Consider the following 21,606-nt stretch of genomic DNA (forward strand, 5'->3'; position numbering starts at 1 on the left):
TCCGCTTGCGGCTGACACGACTCCGTTCTGCCGCTATGAGGCGCGGCCATGAGCGCTCCCCAGAAGTCCATGGCCGAACTGGCCGCCGAATACGGTCTCGCCCCGAACGAGTACCAGGTCATCCTCGACCGCCTCGGTCGCGAGCCGAACCAGGTCGAACTGGGAGTCTTCTCGGTGATGTGGTCGGAGCACTGCTCCTACAAGTCGTCGAAGATCCACCTCGGCAAATTTCCGACCAAAGGGCCGCGGGTGATCTGCGGGCCGGGCGAGAACGCCGGGGTCATCGACATCGACGACGGCGACGCCTGCATCTTCAAGATGGAGAGCCACAACCACCCGTCCTACATCGAACCCTACCAGGGTGCGGCGACCGGCGTGGGCGGCATCATGCGCGACGTCTTCACCATGGGCGCGCGGCCGGTGGCGCTGCTGAACGCCCTCCGCTTCGGCGACCCGTCGCACGAGAAGACGAAGCGACTGGTCTCGGGCGTGGTGTCCGGCATCGGCGGCTACGGCAACTGCGTCGGCGTCCCCACGGTCGGCGGCGAGACCAACTTCCACCGCGGCTACAACGGCAACATCCTCGTCAACGCCATGTGCGTAGGCGTCGCGAAGGCGGACTCGATCTTCTACTCGGCCGCGCCGGCGCCGGGGCTGTCGGTGGTCTATTTCGGATCGAAGACCGGCCGCGACGGCATCCACGGCGCCACCATGGCCTCGGCCGAATTCGACGAGGACTCCGACGAGAAGCGCCCGACCGTGCAGGTCGGCGACCCGTTCGCGGAAAAGCTGCTGATCGAAGCGACGCTGGAGCTGATGGCCTCGGGCGCGGTGGCGGCGATCCAGGACATGGGCGCGGCGGGCCTGACCTCCTCGTCGGTCGAGATGGCCGGCAAGGGCGGCGTCGGCATCGAGCTCAACATGGACGCCGTGCCCCAGCGCGAGGAGGGCATGACGGCGTACGAGATGATGCTCTCGGAAAGCCAGGAGCGGATGCTGGCGGTGCTGAAGCCGGGCCGCGAGGAAGACGGCTACCGCATCTTCAAAAAGTGGGGTCTGGACGCCGCTGTGATCGGCCAGACCACCGACACCGGCCATCTGGTGCTGAAGCATCACGGCGAGACGGTGTGCGACGTGCCGCTGGCCCCGCTGTTCGACGACGCGCCCATGTACGACCGCCCCTGGGTGCAACCCGAGCTGCAGCCGCGGCTGGACCCCAAGGAGGTTCCGGCGCCGGAGAGCTGGGTCGATGCGGTCATCAAGGTGGTCTGCTGCCCGGACATGGCGTCCAAGCGCTGGATCTGGGAGCAGTACGACCGGCACGTCATGGCCGACACCCTGCACGACTCGGCGACCGGCGCTGACGCGGGCGTGGTGCGGGTGCATGGTTCGGACAAGGGCCTGGCGGTCACCTCGGACGTGACCCCGCGCTATGTCCAGGCCGATCCCTACGAGGGCGGCAAGCAGGCGGTGGCCGAGGCGTGGCGCAACCTGACCGCCGTCGGCGCGCGGCCGATCGCCATCACCGACAACCTCAACTTCGGCAATCCGCAGCGGCCCGAGATCATGGGCCAGATCGTGCGGGCCATCGACGGCATGGCCGAGGCCTGCCGCGAACTGGACTTCCCGGTCGTGAGCGGCAACGTCAGCCTCTACAACGAGACCAACGGCGTCGCCATTCCGCCGACCCCGACCGTCGGAGCGGTGGGCCTGCTGCCGAACTACGACGTGGTGGCCGGCTTCGGCGGCATGGCCGAGGGCGACGTGCTGGTGCTGATCGGCGACACGGTCGGGGAGCTGGGCTCGTCCATCTACCTGCGCGAGGTGCTGGGCCGCGAGGAGGGCGCGCCACCGCCGGTGGACCTGGCGCTGGAGAAGAAGACCGGCGACTTCGTGCGCGGCCTGATCGAGGCGGGCGAGCTGACCTGCGTGCACGACCTGTCCGACGGCGGCCTGATCGGGGCGGCGGCGGACATGGCCCTGGCCTCCGACTGCGGCTTGGATCTGGACGCCAGCAGCCCAACCCACGCCCACGTGCTGCTGTTCGGCGAGGACCAGGCGCGCTACCTCGCCGCCGTGCCCGACGCCACGGACCTGATCGCCAGGGCCCAGGCGGCGGGACTGCACGCCTCCGTCGTGGGCCGGGCGAAGGGGCGCGACTTCGCCTCGTCCGGTCCGAACGGCGAACTGTTCCGCCTGCCGCTCGACCACCTGCGCGAGATGCATGAAGGCTGGATGCCGAACTGGATCGAGGGCCGCGCCTGATGCGGGCTGCGGTCGCGCTGGCCGCGCTGGCGCTGGCCGGCTGCGAGGGAGGCGGCGATCCGGTCGAGAGCGCCCTGCGCGAGGCGGCGGCCGCCAACCACGCCGCGGTGACGAAGGAGACGGTGGTCGACCCCGCACCGGCAGCCGACCCGGACGCCGCAGTGGTGACGCGGCTGCTGACGGCCGAGACACAGGCGCTGGCCGCCGCGGAGACGGCCCTGGCGGCGGCGAGCGACCCGGCGGTCCGGCGACTGGCCGCGGCGTCGCGCGACGCTCACCGCGCCCGCATCGCGGAACTCGAGGCGTGGCGTCCGACAGAGTGACGACCGTCACATTTCCCGGCTAGGTCGGAGCCTCGAAGCCGAGGAGATCCCGCATGCGCCTGCCCGATTCCGTATCCCGCCGCGGCCTGATGCTGGCGCTCGGCGCCGGCGGCGTTGTGCTGGGCTCGGGCCGGCAGGCGCTGGCCGATCCGGTCTTCGCCGAATACCCCTTCCAGCTGGGCGTGGCGTCAGGCGATCCGACCCCGGACGGCTTCGTGATCTGGACACGGCTCGCCCCCCGCCCGCTGGAGCCCGGTCACGGCATGCCCTCGGCGCCCGTGCCGGTGAGGTGGGAAGTGGGAACGGACCCAAGCCTGTCGAACGTGGTCCGTCGCGGCGAGGCGCTCGCCCGCCCCGAGCTGGGCCACGCCGTCCATGTCGAGATCGAGGGGCTGGAGCCCGGCCGGGACTATTTCTACCGCTTCATCGCCGGGGCCGAGCGGACCGCGACGGGGCGGGCGAAGACCGCGCCGGCGGCCGGGACGGCGGTGGCGCGGTCGCGCTTCGGCGTGGTCGGCTGCCAGGCGTACGAGCAGGGCTTCTACACCGCCCACCGGCGGATCGCGGGCGAGGATCTGGATTTTGTCTACTGCTACGGCGACTACATCTACGAGGGCCGCGGCAGCCGGACCTATACGGGCTCGGGCGGGACGATGGAGAATCCGCGCCAGCACATCGGCGGCGAGACCTACAGCCTCGACGATTACCGGCGTCGGTACGCCCAGTACAAGATGGATGCGGACCTGCAGGCCAGCCACGCGGCGGCGGCGTGGTTCGTGACCTGGGACGACCATGAGGTGGCCAACAACTGGGTCTCGGCGATCGACGACGGCGTGCCGCCGGAGGTCTTCCTGCTGCGCCGGCAGGCCGCAGCCCAGGCCTTCTACGAGCACATGCCGCTGCGCCGCTCGGCCTTCCCGCGCGGCGCGGAAATGCAGCTGTACCGGCACGCGGCGTGGGGCGACCTGCTGGATCTGAACTTCCTCGACACCCGGTCGCACCGCTCCGACCAGCCGTGCGGCGACCAGTGGGCGACGACCTGCGAGGGCGTCAACGACGCCGCCGCCCAGGTGCTGGGCGAGGCGCAGGAGCAGTGGCTGTACCGCAATCTCGACCGCTGCCGGGCGCACTGGAAGGTGCTGGCGCAGCAGATCATGGTCATGGACCTGGAGCGGCGGGAGGGCCCGGAGCCGGGGTTCAACCTCGACACCTGGGCGGGCTACCGCATCCCGCGCCAACGGCTGCTCGACCGGCTGCACCAGCGCCGCATCGGCAATGTCATCGTGCTGACGGGAGACGAGCACCAGAACTATGCGGGCGAGCTGTATCGCGACAGCCGCAATCCGGAAGAACTGCCCGTCGCAGCCGAGTTCGTGACCACCTCGATCAGCTCGTCCGGCGACGGGGTGGACCAGCAACCGCGGGGCCGCCAGTATCTCGCCGACAACCCGTTCCTGAAGTTCAACAACGCCCAGCGGGGCTACGTCGTCTGCGACGTGACGCCGGAGGCCTGGCGCACCGAGTTCAAGGTGCTGGACAAGGTTTCGGAGCGGAACGGGACGCTGACGACGCGGGCGGTCTACGCCGTCGAGAGCAACGACGGACGGGTCGTGCCGGCCTGATCGTCCCCCGGGACATGGTGGAGATTCCGGGGTGGAATTGGGCGACTTGCGGGGTGGAAAGGCGAGACAACATCGATAGCCGCCCCTTCCGCTTGGCCTCCGGGCCCGCCCCTCACGGCGTCGGCAGGTAATCCCCGGGCGCGACAAGGTGGAAACCGGGCGTGGTTTCGACCATCTGCCGGAGCCAGTAATTGTGGCCCGAGCCGTAAACCACCACGATCCGGTCGCCGGGCCGGGCGACCTGCAGCAGGCGGGCGAATATCTGGGCGTTGCGGGCGTACCAGCGCGCGTTGAGCACGGCGCCCGGCTGGTCGTCGCCGGCGCCGAAGGCCATCAGCCGGGCGTAGAAGCCTTGGTCCCACTGAACCCGATCGGGCGCGTTGATCCGCGCCAGCAGCTGGCCGACGGTTTCCGTCGCCTGCCGCCGTTCGAGATCGGCGAGCATGGCGGCGATCTCGCCGTGCATGGCGCCGAGGCGCGCCTCGCCGCCGTTGGCCGAGGCCCAGGCCTGCACGTCCTCGAACGGGAAGTAGGACGGCTGGCCCTCGCGGTCCTGCTCGTCGATGGCGTAGACGCGTTCGAGCCCGAGCCGGTGCGCAAGCCGGTAGCCGAGCTGGACCCGCTCGTCGGGGTTGGTCAGCAGGTCGGCGGGGGTGAACTCCGGGTAGCGGTGGTCCAGCATCGTCGTCTGGTCGCGGGCGATGCGCTCGACCGCCACGGCGGTCGGCCGGAAGCGGGCCAGGGCCCCGGCGACGGCTTCCAGCTGGGCCTGCTTCTCGGGCGTGGTGACCGGGTCGATGCGGGCGTTGTGCACGTCCTGACCGGGGTTCGACATGTGATAGCTGCCGAGGATCATCACCTCGATGCGCTCCGGCCCGGGCGTCTGGGCCAGGGCGGCGGTCGGCAGGACGAGGGCCGCGAGGGCGGCGAGCATCTTCAGCATGGATGGGCTCCGCACGGGTGTTCGCGGAGAGAGGCCGCGGCGGCCGTCGGCGGATGCAGGCCGCGCCGTTAACTCTGCGACAGATTCAGACGGTGGGCACGGTCTGACTCAGCCGCCCGCCCACGCGGATCGGCTCGACGCGGGTGGCCAGTCCGGTCCGGTCGTCCGTCTCGACGTAGACGCCGCACACCGTGGCCGGGCCGTGAGCCGGCGTGTAACGCCCGCCGGAGAGGCGGGTGGTGAAGCGCCGCAGCGGCTCTTCCTTGTCGTTGCCGATCACCGAGTCGTAGTCGCAGCAGCCGCCGGCGTCGGTCTGGTAGGCGGTGCCGTTCGGCAGGATCTGGCAGTCGGCGGTGGGCACGTGGGTGTGGGTGCCGACCACCAGCGAGGCGCGGCCGTCGCAGAAGTGGCCCATGGCCATCTTCTCCGAGGTGGCCTCGCAGTGCATGTCGACGATGATGGCGTCGGCGGCCATGCCCAGCGGGCAGGCCGCCAGCTCCCTTTCGACGGCGCTGAACGGGTCGTCCATCGGATCCATGTGGATGCGGCCGAGCACGTTCATGACCAGCACCTGCTTGCCCGAGTGGGTCTCGAACAGGTTGGCCCCGGCGCCGGGGGCGTCCATCAGGCGCGGATAGTTGAGCGGCCGGATCAGGCGCGGCTCGCGCACGATGTAAGTCAGGGCCTCGCGCTGGTCCCAGCTGTGGTTGCCCAGCGTCAGGCAGTCGGCGCCGGCCATGAACAGGTCGTTGGCGGTGTTCTCGGTGATGCCGAAACCGCCGGCGGCGTTCTCGGCGTTGATCACGACGAAGTCGAGCTTCAGGTCGCGCTTCAGGCCGGGCAGATGGTCGCTGAGGCCGTCGCGGCCGGACTTGCCGACCACATCGCCGAAGAACGCGAGACGCATGGGAGATCAGACCTTTCGCGCGGCGGTATAGCCGGTCTCGGTCAGAACGCCATGCAGGCGGATATCGTGCCCCTCCAGCGGCAGGCGGTCGACCTGCTGTCCGGCGTAGGCCAGGCCGATGCGCCGGGCGGCCGGAAGCGCCGCGAAGGTCCGGTCGTAGTAGCCGCCGCCCTGCCCCAGCCGCCCGCCGGCGTCGTCGAAGGCCAGCAGCGGGGTGAGGATCAGGTCGGGTGTGACAGGCTCGGCCAGCGGCAGCGGCGCGGGAACGCCGGCGAGGTCGAGCTCCAGCGGATCGCCGAAGCGCCAGCGGCGAAAGATCATCGGCGCGTCCAGCTCGACGACCACCGGCAGGCAGAGCTCGCGGCCGTCCCGCTCCAGCGCCATGCAGACGGCGTCGGCGTCCAGTTCGGAGCCAATGGCGCGATAGACGGCGACGATCCCGCCCGCCGGCAGGTCGCCGACGTGGGCGGCGGCGCGGGCGGCGGCCTCCGGCGACTGGCCGGCCAGTTCCTTGCGGTGGGCGCGCATGGCGGCGCGGAGCTCGCGCTTGTCGGTCATGGGGGAGAGGTAGCGCATGGGAGGGGCCGACGTCGCCCCCTCCCCCTGCGGAGCGGGGAGACGAGGCGAGCTGGCGGTCGCCCCCGCCACCATGCTTCGCATGGTCCCCCTTCCCCTGCGGGGGAGGAATGCGCTCAGGCAGCGAGGCTCCGGAAGCCGACCCTCCGATCAAGTCGGAGGGTGACGACGACGCGCTCAAGCAGCGAGGCTCCGCGAGCCGAGCGTTAGCGTCGAAAAAGGGAGGAAGGTTGGCGGCGCCGCGAGGACCGTGAAGGACTGTTCAATCCTCTCGACCTGGGTAGCCAGGTGGGCTCCGTGTGCCCAGGCCCTCGAGCCCGGACAGGGACAGATCCCGTAGAGAGAATTAAGGTCGCGAGGATTAGTCGCCTTCGACGTGAGCCGCAGCAGGACCCGCCAAGGACGAAGATAGTCGCTTCTCGGGGGCGGAACAATGGCGCCTTGCTCAGTCCCGCGGGAACCGCTGGGGCGCCGGCTGGTCCATCCGGAGCATCTCCAGCGTATCGCCCGTCAGGCGCAGCCGCAGCCGATCGTCGGACCCCTCGACTGCGAACAGGCCTCCGGCGTCCATCGGGCTGAGGCGGGACGTCTGGCCGCCGACGCGCCGCCACACCAGTCCGCCGTCCTCGAGGGCGATGACGCGGCCGCCGTAGGTCCCCGCCAGCGCCTGGAGGCGATCGGCGGCGATGGCGACGGGGCGGACGCGTGCTTCGGCCGCGACCTGGGCCCATTCCCAGGCGGCGCGGTCCTCCGGATCGGCCTCGGGGCGGGCGAGCAGGTCGGTGAGGGCGAGCGAGACGGCCGTGTCGAGGGCCTGTGTCGCATCGACAGCCACGTCCGGGTCGACGCCGACCTCCTCCCAGTTGCCCCCGGTCACCGGGTGGACCGGACGACCGTAGGAGACGCTGAGCATGAAGCCCGGGGCGATCGGCACGACGGTGTTGTTGTTGGCCGCGCCGGCGGTGACGCCGCCGACGAGGCTCCCAAGGCCGAACTTCTGCACGCTGTAGGCGAAGGCCTCGGCGGCCGAGCCGACCTGCCGGCTGGTCAGGACGTAGAGCGGCTTGCCGATCAGTCGGCCGGCGGGAAGGTGATCGAGGGTTCGCGACTGGACCGGCTCCTCGCCCGCCTCCAGGAAGGTCATGTCGAGCCTGTCCGGCTCCATGAAGTGGCTGAGCAGGTAGCGCACGGCCGCATGGTCGCCGCCGCCGTTGCCGCGCAGGTCGATGATCAGGGCGTCGCCCTCGCGCAGGAAGCGCATGGCGTCGTCGTAGGCCTGACCGGTGCGGTCCTGGACCCAGTAGAAGGTGGTGATGCGCAGGTAGCGCACATTGCCCGGCAGGATGCGCATCTCGCCGAGACCGTGGTTGCCGCGCCGGGCGGCGGCGGCCCAGAGGGCGAGGTAGGCGGGATTGTCGTACGCGTCCGCATCCGAGGTGATGGTCGCCGCATACTGGTCCGGGGCATGCATCAGGTAGAGGTGGCCGTCGCGGCTGGCTTCGCGCAGGTCCGCGGTCACCCGCTCGGCGAAGACGGAGGGATCCGCGGTGTCGTAGCGGCCGCTCGACAGGCCTTCGTTCAGGCGGTCGCGGATGGCGGCGGTGCGGTCGGGGAAGACGTAGCGCGCCTCGATCTCGCGGGTCATGGCGGCGACGGCGGCGGCGCGGGCGGCGGCGTCCAGCGGGGCGGCGGCCCCTGTCCGCGCCACCGCCACGGGGGCCGGTTGCTGGGCGTGCGCCGGGGAGGCCCCGAGCAGGACGAGGGCGCAGGCGGACAGGATCAGGGTCGTGCGGGTCATCGGGCGGCTTCGGTGCTGGAGGAGGCGGTGGAGAAGGCGACCGCCAGACGGTCGGCGAACGGCCTGGACTGCAGGGCGTCCAGCGCGCCGACCAGAACGTCCGCGAGCGGCTGGCCGAGGTCCTCGTCGAGCCCGCGGGAGGCGATCTCGGTGGCCTCCCAGCACCGCTCCAGCAGGGGCAGCCGGTCCAGTGCGAAGGGGGTCAGGGCGACGATGCGCTCGCGCGCGTCGCTGCCCGCCTCGAGAGCGACCCAGCCGCGGGCGGCCATCTGGGCCACGGTCTGGCTGATGGCCGAATGGGTGACGCCGGTGCGGGTCGACAGGGCGCGGAGGGTCGCGGGGCCGTCGTTCAGCAGCGCCCGGACGATCGGCGTGTAGCGGGGCCGGTAGTCGAGACCGGCGTCGGCGTAGAGCAGCTCCACCGCCCCGTCGAGGTGTTCGATGAGGCGGCGCAGCAGGACGCCGTGGGTGCGTAGCGAATGAGCCATGAGCCGCGATGTATAAGCACTGTTACACCCGTTCAAATGACAAATCTGACAGGCTTGAGCCCGCTTTGGGCATGTCAGAGGCCTTGGGCGATCTTCTCAAGCCGGGCGGCGACGGCGTTGAGGGCCTCGGCGACGCCGTCCTGGGAAGCCGCCGCCGGCGCGGGGGCCGCGCCGCCGTTGAGCCGGGCTTCGTGCAGTTCGTCGGCCAGCAGCAGGCCGGCCATGAGGAACAGGCGCAGGTCGCCGACGTGGCCGACCTCGCCCGCGACCTGACGGACATGGCCGTCAAACTGCTTCGCGAGGATGCGGACCCGCTCCTCCTGCCCGTCGGCGCAACCGACGGCGTAGGGACGGCCGTTGATGTCGACCGTGACGGTGGCCATCAGCGCGCCTCCTGTTCCGTCAGGGTGTCGCGGATGGCCTCGGCCGCCCGTTCGAGCGCACGGGCGGCGTCGCGGCCGGCGGCCTCCAGCTCGTGGATGCGGGCGCGATCGGTCTCGCTGGACGGCTGGGGGGCGAACAGGTCGTCGTCGGGCACGCGGCTGCCCCCCGCCGCCCGGCTCTTCAGCTCCAGCAGGCGACGTTCCAGCAGGACGAGCGCGCGGTCGACGCGATCCCTGGCGGCCGAAGCAGCATCCATCGGTCACATTCTCCTCGAAAGCGTATAGAACCCGCAGGCGCGCCGGGGTAAAGCGGCGCGCCTCCCTTTTTCCGCCTCCCGACGAAAGGTCCCCGCCGTGACCGACGCCAAAGCCGTATCCGCCAAGCCTTCAAGCAAGCAGATGGCGGACGCCATCCGGGTGCTGGCGATGGACGGGGTCGAGAAGGCGAAGAGCGGCCACCCCGGCATGCCGATGGGCATGGCCGACGTCGCGACGGTGCTGTTCTCGAAATTCCTCAAGTTCGACGCCTCGCGCCCCGACTGGGCCGACCGCGACCGCTTCATCCTGTCGGCCGGCCACGGCTCGATGCTGATCTACGCCCTGCTGCACCTGACTGGCTACAAGGACGCGACGAAGGATGAGCTGTCGAACTTCCGCCAGTGGGGCTCGAAGACCGCCGGCCACCCCGAGTACGGCCACATGCCGGGGGTGGAGACGACGACCGGTCCGCTGGGCCAGGGCCTGGCCAACTCGGTCGGCTTCGCCATGGCCGAACGCCATCTGGCGGCGCGGTTCGGCGAGGACCTGGTCGACCACCGCACCTGGGTCATCGCCGGCGACGGCTGCCTGATGGAAGGCGTGTCGCAGGAGGCGATCACCCTCGCCGGACGCTATCGGCTGAACAAGCTGACGGTGCTGTGGGACGACAACGAGATCACCATCGACGGCAAGGTGTCGCTGTCCGACGCCACCGACCAGAAGCAGCGCTTCAAGGCGGCCGGCTGGGCGGTGAAGGCCATCGACGGCCACAACGAGCACCATATCCGCGCCGCCCTGAAGTGGGCGACGAAGCAGGACAAGCCGACGCTCATCGCCTGCCGGACGAAGATCGGCCGCGGCGCGGCGACCATGGAAGGCAGCCACAAGACCCACGGCGCGGCGCTGGGCGCGGCCGAGGTGGCGGCGACGCGGCTGGGCCTGTCGTGGACGCACGATCCGTTCGAACTGCCCGCGACCATCGAGAAGGCGTGGCGCAAGGTCGGCCGCCGCGGGGCCAAGGCGCGCAAGGCGTGGGAGGCCCGGCTGGCCGCCTCCTCGCAGGCGGCGGAGTTCACCCGGGCCATGAACGGCGAGCTGCCCGCCGGCGCCTTCGACCGGCTGGAGGCGAAGATCGCCGAACTGGTCGAGACCAAGCCGGCGCAGGCCACCCGCCAGGCGTCGGGCGCGGCGCTGGATGAGCTGTTCGCGGCCGTCCCGGAGCTGATCGGCGGCTCGGCCGACCTGACCGGCTCGAACAACACCTTCGTCAAGGGCACGCCGATCTTCGACGCCCCGACCTACGAGGGGCGCTACGTCAACTGGGGCATCCGCGAGCACGGCATGGCCGCGGCCATGAACGGCATGGCGCTGCATGGCGGTGTGATCCCGTACGGCGGCACCTTCATGGTGTTCTCGGACTACAGCCGGCCGTCGATCCGGCTGGCGGCGCTGATGGGCGTTCGGGTCATCCACGTGCTGACCCACGACTCGATCGGCCTCGGGGAGGACGGGCCGACCCACCAGCCGGTCGAGCACCTCGCGGCGCTGCGGGCCATTCCGAACCTGCTGGTGTTCCGCCCGGCCGACACGGTCGAGGCCATGGAGTGCTGGAAGCTGGCGCTGGAGCACAAGGCGACGCCCTCGGCGCTGGCCCTGTCGCGGCAGAAGACGGCGGCGGTGCGGACCGCGGCGGCGTCGGAGAACCTGTCGGCCAAGGGCGCCTACGAGCTGAAGGCGGCGAACGGCGAGGCCAGGGCGACCCTGTTCGCCACCGGCACCGAGGTGCCGGTCGCCCTGGCCGCCGCCGAGCGACTGGAAGCCGAAGGCACGCCGACGCGGGTCGTGTCGGTTCCCTGCTTCGAGCTCTTCTTCCAGCAGGATGCGGCCTACCAGGCGTCGGTGCTCGGCCGCGGCACGGTGCGCGTGGCTGTCGAGGCCGCCATCCAGCAGGGCTGGGAGCGGTTCATCGGCGAGGACGGCGGCTTCGTCGGCATGACCGGCTTCGGCGCCAGCGCCCCCGCCGAGGTGCTGTACGAGAAGTTCGGCATCACCGCCGAGGCGGTGGTCGAACAGGTCAAGGCGCGCCTCTGATGCGCCGGGTCCTCGCCGTCCTTCTGGTCGCGGCGGGGATCGCCCTCGCGCCAGCCGCGCTGGCGCAGACGGCGCCGACGGAAACGCCGATCGTCATCGGCACGTCGTACGCCCTGCCCTCCGCCGCCTATGGCGGGACGCGGGAGATCAACGTCTGGCTGCCGCCCGGCTATGCGGAGGGCGAGGCGACCTATCCGGTGCTCTACCTGCTGGACGGCGGGACGACCTGGCAGGACTTCCACCACATCTCCGGCTTGGCGCAGCTGGGCACGGTGAACGGGACGACGCGCGACGTGATCGTGGTCGGGGTGGCCTCGGTCGACCGGCGCAACGAGCTGGCCCTGCCGACGGAGAACCCGGAGCTGATCGCGCAGTATCCGACCCAGGGACAGTCGGAACGGTTCCGGGGGTTCCTGCGGGACGAGGTCCAGCCCTTCGTCGAGGGGCGCTTCCGCACCAGCGGCGAGACGGCGCTGATGGGCGAGTCGCTGGCGGGCCTGTTCGTGGTCGAGACCTTCCTGAAGGCGCCGGAGATGTTCGACGCCTACGTCGCGGTCAGCCCGAGCCTGTGGTGGGACGGCGGTGAACTGGCGGCGCAGGCGGGCGCGCACCTGCGCGATCATTCCAACGATCCGCGCACCCTGATCCTGACGCTCGGCGACGAGGGGCCGGAGATGCAGGCGCCGATGGAGGTGCTGACGGCCAACCTGCACCGGCATGCGATGCCGGGCCTGACCTGGGACTACACGCCCCGCCCGACCGAGAGCCACGCCACCATCTACCACGGGGCCGCGCTGGACGCCGTCCGGCAGCTCTTCCCCGCCCCGACGCCCTGAGCAAGGACGCCCCGATGAAACTCGGCACGCCTCTTTCCGACACCGCGACCCGCGTTATGCTTCTCGGGGCCGGGGAGCTGGGCAAGGAAGTGGCCATCGAGCTGCAGCGGCTGGGGGTCGAGGTGATCGCGGTCGACCGCTATCCGAACGCGCCGGCGATGCAGGTGGCGCATCGCAGCCATGTCGTGCCGATGACCGATCCGCAGGTGCTGAACGGGGTCATCCTGGCCGAGGCGCCGCACATCATCGTGCCGGAGATCGAGGCCATCGCCACAGACGTGCTGGCTCAGGTCGAGGCGGCCGGGCTCGCGCGGGTGATCCCGACGGCGCGGGCGACGCAGCTGACCATGAACCGCGAGGGCATTCGCCGGCTGGCCGCCGAGGAGCTGGGCCTTCCGACCAGCCCCTACGCCTTCGTCGAGAGCGCGGCGGAACTGGCCGAGGCGGCGCAACGCATTGGCCTGCCGGTCTTCGTCAAGCCGGTGATGTCGTCCTCGGGCAAGGGCCAGTCGATGGTCGAGACGCTGCAGGCGGTGGACGCGGCCTGGGCCTACGCCCAGTCGGGCGGGCGGGTCGAGACGGCGCGGGTCATCGTCGAGGGGAAGATCGACTTCGACTACGAGATCACCCTGCTGACAGTGCGCTCGATGCGGGACGGGCAGGTGGTCACCGACTTCTGCGAGCCGATCGGGCATCGGCAGGAAAGGGGCGACTACGTCGAGAGCTGGCAACCGCAGGCGATGAGCCCGGCGGCGCTGGCGCGGGCGCAGGAGATCGCCGGCAAGGTGACCGACGCTCTCGGCGGGCTGGGCGTGTTCGGGGTCGAGCTGTTCGTGGAGGGCGACGAGGTGTGGTTCTCGGAGGTGTCGCCGCGGCCGCACGACACCGGCCTGGTCACCTTGGCCAGCCAGCGGATGAGCGAGTTCGCCCTGCACGCCCGGGCCATTCTCGGCCTGCCGGTCGACGTCAGCCGCCGCGACGTGGCGGCCAGCGCGGTGATCTACGGTGGGATGGAGGCGGCCGGGATCGCGTTCGAGGGCGTGGCCGAGGCGCTGTCGGTCCCGACGGCCGACCTTCGCCTGTTCGGCAAGCCGGAGAGTTACGAACGGCGGCGCATGGGCGTGGCGCTGGCGCGGGGCGATGACGTCGACCAAGCGCGAGCGCGGGCGCGTGAGGCCGCCGGCCGGGTGAGGCCGGTCGCCGGCTAGAGCCCCGGCGCGGCGCCGCCTTCGGCAGCGGCCAGCGTGGGTTGCGACAGGGCGGCGATGGCGGCCAGCAGGGCGGCGTCTCCTTCGGCCGGCAGGTCGGGGGTCACTCCCCGCTTCTCCAGACGCACGCCGCCAGCCGTGACGAAGTCGGCGCGGCTGAGCGTCAGCTTGCCGCCGTCGGGCAGGCGGGTCTCCTGCGAGATCAGCACCGCCCCGGCCGTCGGCTCGCCGATCACCAGGGCGCGGCGGGCCTCCTGCAGCGCGGCGGGAGTCAGCTCGGCGGCGCTGCGGCTGTCGCCGTCGACCAGCACCACGACCTCATGCGGGGCCGGCCCCTCGAGGGGGCCGCAGCCGCCGGCGGTGCGCATCTCGATCGTGCGGCCGGAACGGCCGGTGCGCGTCGCCCAGCGCAGGTCCCGCGGCAGGAAGCAGCTGAGCACCGCATCGGCCTCCATCAGCCGGCCGCCCGGATTGCCGCGCAGGTCGACGATCACATCGACATCAGGTCCGGTGCGGGCCAGTTCCTCGCCCATCCAGTCGCCGAGGCCCGCCTCGAAGCCCTCGACGCGCAGCACGACGACGCCAGGGCGGGAGCGGTCTGCGACGAAGGCGGGTTCCGGCTCGAGGATCTCCGGCGCCACCTGCAGGGGACGGGGGGCGCCGGTCTCATCGGTGAAGTCCAGCTGGATGGGCCGGCCCGCCTCGACGTCCTGCTCGGGACTCCACTGGCCCGGCTCGCCGGTGGCGAGCGTCCAGCCGGCGCGGACGCCGGCGCGGTCGGCCGGCGATCCGGGCCGCACCCGCTCGACGCGGTAGTGACCGGAGGCCGGATCGATGGCGCGCAGAGAGACGCCGATGGCCGGCCGGCGCTCGCGAAGGGTGTCCTGGCGGCGGGCCACGGCCGGCGGCGCGGCCCCGGCGTGGTCGTCGTCGAGCAGATCCAGCATCTCGTTGAGCGCGGCATAGAGAGCGCGGTCGTCGGCGGCCGCGAGCGCGCGGGGCCGGAAGGTGCGGCGGGCGGCGTTCCAGTCCACACCGTGCAGGCCGGGGTCGTAGTACTGGGTGCGGACGTCGCTCCACACCCGGTCGAAGACGCGGCGGTTCATGCGGACGCGATCGCGTCCCGGCGCAGCGGCCTCGACCGACACCGCTTCGGGAAAGGGACCGCCGGCGAAGGCAGGGCTGGCCCACGTCAGACACAGGCCGGCGACGGCCGCGACGGCCAGACGATCGAGAAGGCGGCGGAACCCCATGGATCAACGTTAGGGCGCCGATCCTCGCCACGCCAAATCACGAAGTCGCCGGACGATTACTCCGCCTCGCGCCGCTCGAGGCGGCGGGTGATGACCCGCACTTCGCCGTCGCCGCCGCGCTCGCCCTCTTCGAGGAAGCCGGAGCCGTCGACGTCCATGCGGGCGAAGGCTTCGCGCAGCCGGGCGGTGAACTCGGCCTCGCTGACCTTGTCGTCGCCGTCGGCGTCCATCCGGGCGGCGGCGTGGCCGTCGCCGGAGTCGAAGTGGAAGACGTGCGGCCCACCCTCTCCGCCGGGGCCGCGGATGACGATCTCATGGCGCTCGCCCGGGGCCGAGGGGCCGTCGTGCCGGCGCAGTTCGAAGCGGTGCATCCCCGGCTCGCCGCCGCGCAGGATCATGACGTCGTGCTCGCGGTCGCCGTGACGGCTGGCCAGCTCCTCGCCCGACAGGCGGCCGTCGCCGTCCCGGTCCAGTCGCGCGAAGGCTTCATTCATCGGAGTGGCGAACTCCTCGCGGGTCACCTGGCCGTCGCCGTCGCGGTCCATGGCGGCGTGGCCGTGCGGCCCCATCATCATGAAGCGGGTGTGCGCCTCGGGGGGCGACGGCGGCGCAGGCGGTTCCTGCAGCAGGACGGCGGACAGGGCGATCAGGGTGAGCATGGGGTTTCGACTCCGTTGTCGTTGAGCGAAGTCGACCACCCTGCCCTTGCCGCCGTGTTTCAGACGCGGGATCCAATGTTTCAGCGCTGAAATGACGGCGACCGCCGGCTCGGCCATGATGGCGGCATGCAGACGGAACCGCAGCGCATCCTCGTCGTCGACGACGACCCCGGCATCCGCGAGGTGCTGTGCGACTACCTGGGCCGGCACGGCTACGAGACGGCCGGGGCCGCCTCGGCGGCGGAGATGGACCGGGCGCTGGCGGCGCGGGTGCCCGACCTGATCGTGCTGGACCTGATGATGCCGGGCGAGGACGGCCTCTCGGTGTGCCGGCGCATCGCCGGAAAGGGCCCGCCGGTGGTCATGCTCAGCGCCATGGGCGAGGACACGGACCGGATCATCGGCCTTGAGCTCGGGGCCGACGACTATCTGGCCAAGCCCTGCAATCCGCGTGAGCTGCTGGCGCGGGTGCGGGCGGTGCTCCGGCGGCCCCGCGAGGAAACAGCCGCCGAGGGCCCGGCCTTGCTGTTCGCGGGGTGGCGGCTGGATCTGCTCCGCCGCGAACTGATCCGCCCCGACGGCGAACTGGTCGCCCTGTCGGCCGGTGAGTTCGCGCTGTTGAAGGCCTTCGCCGAACGGCCGGGCCGGGTGCTGACGCGCGAACAGCTGCTGGAGCGCGCGCGCGGGGCCGACGCCGACGTCTTCGACCGGGCCATGGACGTGCAGATCAGCCGGCTGAGGAAGAAGCTGGACGACGGTTCGGGGCTGGAGATGATCCAGACCCTGCGCGGCGAGGGCTACATGTTCGACGTCCGGGTCGAGCGCCGCCGGGGCGCCGCGTGAGGCGGCCGTCCTCCCTGCCCGTCGTGGTCCAGGTCGGCGCCCTTGCGGCGCTGGCCGTGGTCATGTCCCAGGCGGTGGCCTTCGCCGTGATCGTCCTGGCGCCCGAGCCGCGGCCGGCGGGGATCAGCATCGCCGACGCCGCCCGGGCGCTGGAGGGCGAGGCGGCGGAGACCGCCGACGGGCGACCGCTGCGCCGTCGACTGACCGATCGCCCGGTGTCCCGCAGCGAGGCCGACCAACGCAATCCGCTGGCGCTGGCGATCCGCGGCGGACTGGCCAACAGGCTCGAGGTCCCGATCGAGCGGGTGGCGGTCTCCATCGAGGCGCCGATGCGGCGCTTTCCCGGGCCAGGCCCGGGCCGGCGGGGCGAACGCCCGGTCGAGAACCTCGTCTTCGTCCGCCGCGGCGAGGACGTGATCGTGCCGGGCGCGCCGGCCGGTCAGGAGGCGACGGCGCAGGCGCCGGCCGCCGCCGTCCGCCTGCATGCCCAGGTGCACGGGCGACTGGCGGCGGGGGCGCCCGTCGTGGTCGGCGAGCAGACGCGGCACTTCACCGTGATGACGGACCGGCTGACGTTCGCGCCTTTCTCCGCCTCGCTGCAGCTCGAGGACGGGCGCTGGGCCACGGTCGAGCCGCCGCGCAACCTGCTGTCGCCGTGGCAGATGCGGCTGCTGTTGGCGCTGGGCATATCCATGCTGCTGCTGGCGCCGCTGGTGTGGTGGATGGCGCGGCGACTGACGCGGCCGATCCGGGCGTTCGCCGAAGCCGCCGAACGGCTGGGCGCCGACCCCGAGGCGTCGCCCCTGAAGCCCTCGGGCCCCCGCGAGGTGCGGACCGCCATCCATGCGTTCAACGACATGCAGGCGTCGCTGCGGGACCACATCCGCCAGCGCACCCAGACGGTGGCGGCGATCGCCCACGACCTGCGCACGCCTCTGACCCGGCTGCGCTTCCGGGCCGAGCAGGCGCCGGATGCGGTGCGCGACCGGATGGCCTCGGACATCGAGGAGATGGACGCCCTCATCGGCCAGGCCATGGCCTTCGTGCGCGGCGAGGCGAGGCCCGAGGCCCGGGAGGCGCTGGATCTGGCGGCGCTCGCGCAGGATTGCGCGCGAGGCTTCGCCGAGACGGGGGCGGCGGTGGCCTTCGAGGGCGGAGCCGCCCTGTCCGTGACGGGCGACACAGCCGCCCTGCGCCGCGCGCTCTGCAACCTCATCGGCAACGCCGTGAAGTACGGCGGCGACGCCCGGGTCCGCGCCTTCGCAGAGGGCGAATCGGCCGTGGTCGAGATCGAGGATCGGGGGCCCGGTCTGCCGGAAGGCGAGCTGGAGGCCGTGTTCGAGCCCTTCCAGCGAGGGGAGCGGTCGCGAAACCGCGAGACCGGCGGCGCCGGGCTGGGCCTGACCGTAGCGCGGCAGGCGGCCCGGGCGGCGGGCGGGGACGTGGCCCTGCGCAACCGCCCGGAAGGCGGGCTCGCAGCCAGGCTCGCCCTGCCCCTGAACCGCTGACACGCAATTCGGCCAAGCGTTACAGTCAATCACGCCTTGTTACAGCCGCGGGGTTGAATCCCCGCGCCGCCGGTTCCATTGAAGCGCCAACCACAAACCCCGCTTCCAGGAGCCCGCCCCATGACCGTCCGCGTCGCCATCAACGGTTTCGGCCGCATCGGCCGTCTCGTCCTGCGCTCGATCGCCGAGCACGGCCGCAAGGACATCGAGGTGGTGGCGATCAACGACCTGGGCCCGGTGGCCACCAACGCCCATCTGCTGAAGTACGACTCGGTGCACGGGCGCTTCCCCGGCACGGTCGAGAGCGGCGAGGACTGGATCGACGTCGGGACCGGCAAGATCCGGGTCACGGCCATCCGCAATCCGGAGGAGCTGCCGCACAAGGACCTCGGCGTCGATATCGCCATGGAGTGCACCGGCCTGTTCACCTCGAAGGACAAGGCCTCGGCGCACCTGAAGGCCGGCGCGAAGCGGGTGCTGGTTTCGGCCCCGGCTGACGGCGCCGACAAGACCATCGTCTACAAGGTCAACCACGAGACCCTGACCGCCGACGACATCGTCGTCTCGAACGGCAGCTGCACCACCAACGCCCTCGCCCCGGTGGCCAAGGTGCTGCACGACCTGTTCGGCATCGAGCGCGGCTACATGACCACCATCCACGCCTACACCGGCGACCAGCCGACGCTGGATACGATGCACAAGGACCTGTACCGCGCCCGCGCCGCCGGCCTGTCGATGATCCCGACCTCGACCGGCGCGGCCAAGGCCCTGGGCCTCGTGCTGCCGGAGCTGAAGGGCAAGCTGGACGGCTCGTCGATCCGCGTGCCGACCCCGAACGTCTCGGTCGTCGACCTGAAGGTCGTGGCGGGCCGGGAGGTGTCGGTCGAGGAAATCAACACGGCGCTGCAGGCCGCCGCCGACGGTCCGATGAAGGGCGTGCTGCACACGACGATGGACCCGGTGGTGTCGATGGACATGAACCACGTCTCGGCCTCGTCGACCGCCGCCCTGCCCCAGACCCAGGTGGTCGACGGCAAGCTGGCCCGGGTGCTGAGCTGGTACGACAACGAGTGGGGCTTCGCGACGCGGATGAGCGACACCGCGCTGGTGATGGCGAAGTTCCTCTGATGTTGCGTCCCCTCCCCGTCGCGCAGCGATGGGGAGGGGGACCGCAAAGCGGTGGAGGGGTCCTCGCCGCACCGAATCCGGGGCCGGCGGCCCCTCCGTCACGACGCGCCGGCGCGTCGCGCCACCTCCCCATCGCTGCGCGACGGGGAGGAGACAGGAGACGCACATGACCTTCCGCACCCTCGACGACGCCCGCGACCTCGGCGGCAAGACCGCGCTCGTCCGCGTGGACTTCAACGTGCCGATGGAGGACGGGCGGGTGACCGACGACACCCGGCTGCGGGCGGCGGTCCCGACCATCCAGCGGCTGCGCGACGCCGGGGCCAAGGTGGCCCTGCTGGCCCATTTCGACCGGCCCAAGGGCCAGCGGGTGCCGTCGATGAGCCTGGAGCAGGTGGTCGACGAGCTGTGCGAGGTGCTGGGCGCGCCGGTCCAGTTCGCCCCCGACTGCGTGGGCCCGGAGGCGAAGACGGCGCTGGACGATCTCGCAATCGGCGGCGTGATCCTGCTGGAGAACGTCCGCTTCCACGCCGGCGAGGAGAAGAACGACCCCGCCTTCGCCGCGCAGCTGGCCGAACTGGGCGACATCTACGTCAACGACGCCTTCTCTGCGGCGCACCGGGCCCACGCCTCGACCGAAGGACTGGCGCGCCTGCTGCCGGCCTACGCCGGGGAGTCGATGCGGCGCGAGCTGGAGGCGCTGGACAAGGCGCTCGGAACGCCGGTCAAGCCGGTGCTCGGCATCGTCGGCGGGGCCAAGGTGTCGACCAAGCTGGACCTGCTGAAGAACCTCGTCGGCAAGCTGGACCGGCTGGCCATCGGCGGCGGCATGGCCAACACCTTCCTGTTCGCGCAGGGCGTCGACATCGGCGGCTCGCTGGCCGAGCGCGACATGGCCGATACGGCGCGCGAGATCCTCGCCGAGGCGGAGGCGAAGGGCTGCGAGATCCTGCTGCCGCGCGACGTGGTGGTGGCGACCGAGCTGAAGCCAGACGTCGAGACCCGCACCGTTCTGGCGCGCGAGGAGATCGGCGACGACGAGAAGATCCTCGACGCCGGCCCGCTGACGGTCGAGGCGCTGGTCAAGGCCATGGCCCTGTCGCGCACCCTGATCTGGAATGGACCGCTGGGCGTGTTCGAGGTCCCGCCGTTCGACGCAGCCACCGTCAAGGCGGCCCAGGCGGCGGCCCAGCTGGCCAGGACCGGGGCGATCATCGCCGTGGCCGGCGGCGGCGACACGGTGGCGGCGCTGCACCACGCCGGGGTCGTCGACGACATGACGTTCGTGTCGACCGCGGGCGGCGCCTTCCTCGAATGGATGGAGGGCAAGCCCCTGCCGGGAGTCGAGGCTCTGCGCGCCTGACGCTTGCTCAGGAGTGCGGCGAAACTGCTGTAACAATGCGTGACTTCGGGCGTGGAGGGGGCTAGATGACCCCGAAACAACAGGCTCGAGGAGGCACTCATGGATCTGGCGGCGCTCAACGCGGTGGCCGAGGCGATGGTCACGCCCGGCAAGGGCATTCTGGCGGCCGACGAGTCCACCGGCACCATCAAGAAGCGCTTCGACGCCATCGGGGTCGAGAACACCGAGGACAATCGCCGCGACTACCGCGAGTGCCTGTTCCGGGCCGAGCAGACCATGCGCGAGCACATTTCGGGCGTGATCCTGTTCGAGGAGACCCTGTACCAGGATGCGAAGGACGGCACGCCGCTGGTCGACCTGATCACCGCCGCCGGCTCGATCCCGGGCATCAAGGTCGACAAGGGCGCCACCAAGATGGCCGGGTTCCCCGGCGAGACGGTGACCAAGGGCCTCGACGGCCTGAGCAAGCGCGTCCGCGCCCACTACGAGCGGGGCGCCCGCTTCGCCAAGTGGCGCGCCGTGATCGACATCGCCGACGGCGTGCCGACCTGGGGCTGCGTCAAGGCCAACGCCCACGCCCTGGCCCGCTACGCCCGCATCTGCCAGCAGGAGCAGGTGGTGCCGATCGTCGAGCCTGAGGTGCTGATGGACGGCGCCCACGACATCGACCGCTGCGACGAGGTTACCCGCTGGACCCTGCAGACGGTGTTCCAGGAGCTGTACGAGCAGCGCGTCGCCCTGGAGGGCATCATACTGAAGCCGAACATGGTGATCTCGGGCAAGGGCGCCCGGCGTCAGGCCTCGGTGCAGGAAGTGGCCGAGCGCACCATCGCCGCGCTGAAGGCCACCGTGCCGTCGGCGGTGCCGGGCATCGCCTATCTGTCGGGCGGCCAGACCGACGAGCAGGCCACCGCCCACCTCGACGCCATGAACCGCATCGGCGGCTTCCCGTGGAAGATGACCTTCTCGTACGGCCGCGCCCTGCAGGCGGCGCCGCAGCGGGCCTGGTCGGGCAAGGCGGAGAACGCCGTGGCCTGCCAGGAGGCCTTCCACCACCGCGCCCGCATGAACGGCCTCGCCTCGCTGGGCCAGTGGGAGCAGGCGCTGGAGAAGAAGGCGGCCTGATCCGCCGGCGCCGGGGGGGCCGTCCGGTC

20 protein-coding genes and 1 other RNA gene are annotated in these 21,606 nt (G+C 71.5%); 11 read left to right on the forward strand and 10 right to left on the reverse strand.

All coding sequences use genetic code 11. From position 1 onward, the window contains the following. Positions 1-48: 48 nt before the first annotated feature. Genes purL through BM333_RS10500 form a run of 3 tightly spaced genes read left to right on the forward strand, consistent with a single transcriptional unit; the run spans position 49 to position 4,210 of the window. A complete protein-coding gene (gene purL, locus BM333_RS10490; RefSeq protein WP_092310945.1) occupies positions 49-2,265 on the forward strand; it encodes a phosphoribosylformylglycinamidine synthase subunit PurL in 2,217 nt (738 codons plus the stop codon). After that, a complete protein-coding gene (locus tag BM333_RS10495) occupies positions 2,265-2,588 on the forward strand; it encodes a hypothetical protein (protein WP_092310948.1) in 324 nt (107 codons plus the stop codon). Before purL ends, BM333_RS10495 begins: the two co-directional genes overlap by 1 nt. A gap of 53 nt (positions 2,589-2,641) precedes the next feature. Further along, on the forward strand, positions 2,642-4,210 hold the full coding sequence (locus BM333_RS10500) for an alkaline phosphatase D family protein (protein WP_092310951.1): 1,569 nt from the start codon (positions 2,642-2,644) through the stop codon (positions 4,208-4,210). 112 nt (positions 4,211-4,322) lie between these two features. Here the strand turns inward: BM333_RS10500 and BM333_RS10505 are convergent, their stop codons facing one another. From BM333_RS10505 to BM333_RS10540, 8 genes are all read right to left on the reverse strand, one after another. Then, positions 4,323-5,153 carry a DUF5694 domain-containing protein gene (locus BM333_RS10505; RefSeq protein ID WP_092310954.1) on the reverse strand — a complete coding sequence of 277 codons (831 nt, stop codon included), beginning with the start codon at positions 5,151-5,153 and terminating at the stop codon, positions 4,323-4,325. A gap of 85 nt (positions 5,154-5,238) precedes the next feature. After that, positions 5,239-6,060, reverse strand: coding sequence for a TIGR00282 family metallophosphoesterase (locus BM333_RS10510; RefSeq protein WP_092310957.1), 822 nt, complete (start codon positions 6,058-6,060; stop codon positions 5,239-5,241). Between the two features lie 6 nt (positions 6,061-6,066). Continuing rightward, positions 6,067-6,636 carry a 5-formyltetrahydrofolate cyclo-ligase gene (locus tag BM333_RS10515; RefSeq protein ID WP_245777234.1) on the reverse strand — a complete coding sequence of 190 codons (570 nt, stop codon included), beginning with the start codon at positions 6,634-6,636 and terminating at the stop codon, positions 6,067-6,069. Positions 6,637-6,868: 232 nt separating this feature from the next. Beyond that, positions 6,869-7,029: non-coding RNA, 6S RNA (gene ssrS / locus BM333_RS10520), on the reverse strand. A gap of 52 nt (positions 7,030-7,081) precedes the next feature. After that, positions 7,082-8,434: a S41 family peptidase gene (locus BM333_RS10525; RefSeq protein WP_092310960.1), complete on the reverse strand. Its 1,353-nt coding sequence runs from the start codon at positions 8,432-8,434 to the stop codon at positions 7,082-7,084. Continuing rightward, a complete protein-coding gene (locus tag BM333_RS10530; protein WP_092310963.1) occupies positions 8,431-8,922 on the reverse strand; it encodes a MarR family winged helix-turn-helix transcriptional regulator in 492 nt (163 codons plus the stop codon). Before BM333_RS10530 ends, BM333_RS10525 begins: the two co-directional genes overlap by 4 nt. A gap of 74 nt (positions 8,923-8,996) precedes the next feature. Next, positions 8,997-9,305, reverse strand: coding sequence for a cell division protein ZapA (locus BM333_RS10535; protein WP_092310966.1), 309 nt, complete (start codon positions 9,303-9,305; stop codon positions 8,997-8,999). Further along, a complete protein-coding gene (locus BM333_RS10540; RefSeq protein WP_092310970.1) occupies positions 9,305-9,562 on the reverse strand; it encodes a hypothetical protein in 258 nt (85 codons plus the stop codon). Before BM333_RS10540 ends, BM333_RS10535 begins: the two co-directional genes overlap by 1 nt. A 97-nt stretch (positions 9,563-9,659) precedes the next feature. On the opposite strand from BM333_RS10540, the gene tkt reads away from it, so the two are divergent. The 3 genes from tkt to purT are packed head-to-tail and all read left to right on the forward strand — an operon-like array spanning position 9,660 to position 13,698. Then, positions 9,660-11,654, forward strand: a complete 1,995-nt coding sequence (tkt, locus tag BM333_RS10545; protein WP_092310973.1) for a transketolase — start codon at positions 9,660-9,662, stop codon at positions 11,652-11,654. After that, positions 11,654-12,490: an alpha/beta hydrolase gene (locus BM333_RS10550; protein WP_092310976.1), complete on the forward strand. Its 837-nt coding sequence runs from the start codon at positions 11,654-11,656 to the stop codon at positions 12,488-12,490. The genes tkt and BM333_RS10550 overlap by 1 nt, the downstream gene beginning before the upstream one ends. Positions 12,491-12,504: 14 nt before the next feature. Next, positions 12,505-13,698: a formate-dependent phosphoribosylglycinamide formyltransferase gene (gene purT / locus BM333_RS10555; protein ID WP_092310979.1), complete on the forward strand. Its 1,194-nt coding sequence runs from the start codon at positions 12,505-12,507 to the stop codon at positions 13,696-13,698. On the opposite strand, the gene BM333_RS10560 is transcribed toward purT, so the two are convergent. Then, on the reverse strand, positions 13,695-14,951 hold the full coding sequence (locus BM333_RS10560; RefSeq protein ID WP_092310982.1) for a S41 family peptidase: 1,257 nt from the start codon (positions 14,949-14,951) through the stop codon (positions 13,695-13,697). The two genes, purT and BM333_RS10560, sit on opposite strands and share 4 nt — an antisense overlap. A 56-nt stretch (positions 14,952-15,007) precedes the next feature. Continuing rightward, positions 15,008-15,610 carry an EF-hand domain-containing protein gene (locus tag BM333_RS10565; RefSeq protein ID WP_218151450.1) on the reverse strand — a complete coding sequence of 201 codons (603 nt, stop codon included), beginning with the start codon at positions 15,608-15,610 and terminating at the stop codon, positions 15,008-15,010. A 126-nt stretch (positions 15,611-15,736) separates the two neighbouring features. Here BM333_RS10565 and BM333_RS10570 point away from each other — a divergent pair, with 126 nt between their 5' ends. The 5 genes from BM333_RS10570 (at position 15,737) to BM333_RS10590 (ending at position 21,577) form a co-directional block, all read left to right on the forward strand. Continuing rightward, positions 15,737-16,453: a response regulator gene (locus tag BM333_RS10570; RefSeq protein WP_092310988.1), complete on the forward strand. Its 717-nt coding sequence runs from the start codon at positions 15,737-15,739 to the stop codon at positions 16,451-16,453. Further along, complete coding sequence (locus BM333_RS10575; RefSeq protein ID WP_143105809.1) at positions 16,450-17,961, forward strand: ATP-binding protein; 1,512 nt, start codon at positions 16,450-16,452, stop codon at positions 17,959-17,961. Before BM333_RS10570 ends, BM333_RS10575 begins: the two co-directional genes overlap by 4 nt. A gap of 120 nt (positions 17,962-18,081) precedes the next feature. Further along, complete coding sequence (gene gap, locus BM333_RS10580; protein WP_092310994.1) at positions 18,082-19,089, forward strand: type I glyceraldehyde-3-phosphate dehydrogenase; 1,008 nt, start codon at positions 18,082-18,084, stop codon at positions 19,087-19,089. Positions 19,090-19,255: 166 nt separating this feature from the next. After that, positions 19,256-20,452 carry a phosphoglycerate kinase gene (locus BM333_RS10585; RefSeq protein WP_092310997.1) on the forward strand — a complete coding sequence of 399 codons (1,197 nt, stop codon included), beginning with the start codon at positions 19,256-19,258 and terminating at the stop codon, positions 20,450-20,452. A gap of 99 nt (positions 20,453-20,551) precedes the next feature. Next, positions 20,552-21,577 (forward strand): class I fructose-bisphosphate aldolase, encoded by a 1,026-nt coding sequence (locus BM333_RS10590; protein WP_092311000.1) that lies wholly within the window; start codon positions 20,552-20,554, stop codon positions 21,575-21,577. The last annotated feature ends 29 nt before the right edge of the window (positions 21,578-21,606 follow it).

Origin of the sequence: Brevundimonas viscosa, assembly GCF_900116065.1 — a bacterium.
In the GTDB taxonomy this organism is placed as follows: Bacteria; Pseudomonadota; Alphaproteobacteria; order Caulobacterales; family Caulobacteraceae; genus Brevundimonas; species Brevundimonas viscosa.